Raw genomic sequence first — 1,122 nt, 5'->3', positions numbered from 1 at the left:
CTCATCCGGCGTCGGTTTGTTGTCCACGTTGTAGAGCTCCTCGCCGGTCCGCCCGCCCCTGAAGCTGGGCGGATCGAGCGCCACCAGGAGCGCGCCGAAGATCAGGACCGAACCGAGAGTCACCGCGCCGATCAGGACCTTGCGGTTGATGCGCGTGACCGCTTGGGGCCGGGCGCGGAGCGTGAGCTCCTCGGGGTCCACCTTCGGCGGCGGCTCGGGCCTCGGGTTGACGGTTGTGTCGCTCATGACCCGCGTTCCTGGCCATCGGTGCGGCTGATCCGGACGACCTGCTGCGGGGCCTCGCCCAGGCGGAGCTCCGCAGCGGCGAAGAGCCGGTCGACGATGTAGAAGTTGCCCTTGACCCGGTAGTTCACGAGCTCGTTGTCGCCTTCGGGCCCGACCACGAAAAGCGGCGGCGCCTCGCCCTGGAAGAGGCCGCTCGGGAACTGGATGTAGACCTTGCGCCCATCGTCGAAGGCCCGAAGCGGCCGCCAGGGCGGATCGTCACCGCTGATCGCGTAGCGGAAGCGGAGGTTCTGGAGGTCGAGCCCGGCGTCGATGGTCCTGGTCTCGTCGGCGGCGGCGCGTTCATTCCGGCGTTGCAGAGCGATCAGCTCGTCATGGGGATAGGCCCAGGAGACCGAGGCCATGTAGGTCGCATCCGAGCTGTGGAGCTCCAGGTGGTAGGCCCGGCGATTGGTGGTGATGACGAGGTTGGTGGTCAGGTCGGCGGCGATCGGCTTGACGAGGATATGGACCTGGGCGCCGGCGCCCTCCCCGCTAGTCGTGTCGCCGACCACCCAGCGCACGGTGTCGCCGGCCGAGACCGAGATCAGCTCCTCGCCCGGCTGCAGCGCGATGTCACTCACCTGCTCGGGCGCGGCGTAGAGCTGGTAGAGCGCGCCTTTGGTGTAGGGATATATCTGGACGGCGTTGACGTATCCCTCGAGGGCCGGTTCGCGGCGCGCGGCGGCATTCCCTTGCTCGATCCGCTCTTCCGGGTCCAGATCCTCGCCGGCGGTCGACCGTGTGGTTCCCGGACGCAGCTTGAGCTGACCGGGCAGCGGCAGGGGCCGCGGCACCTCGACGATCTGAACAGGCTTGGGCGCCTCGGCCTCCGCG

Annotated in this window: 2 protein-coding genes; both read right to left on the bottom strand. The window is 68.8% G+C overall.

The genetic code is table 11. The annotated features are described in order from the left end of the window. Positions 1-246 (bottom strand): hypothetical protein (locus ACTS11_RS10850; protein WP_442640329.1); only part of this gene is annotated, 246 nt, incomplete at its 3' end. After that, a partial coding sequence (gene trbG / locus ACTS11_RS10845; RefSeq protein ID WP_442640328.1) for a P-type conjugative transfer protein TrbG occupies positions 243-1,122 on the bottom strand: 880 nt, incomplete at its 5' end. The genes trbG and ACTS11_RS10850, both read right to left, overlap by 4 nt.

The sequence above is a fragment of the Roseicyclus sp. genome (assembly GCF_052168335.1).
GTDB lineage: Bacteria > Pseudomonadota > Alphaproteobacteria > Rhodobacterales > Rhodobacteraceae > Roseibacterium.
Note: the sequence above shows the minus strand (reverse complement) of the source record. Positions and strands in the feature narration are given on the sequence as shown.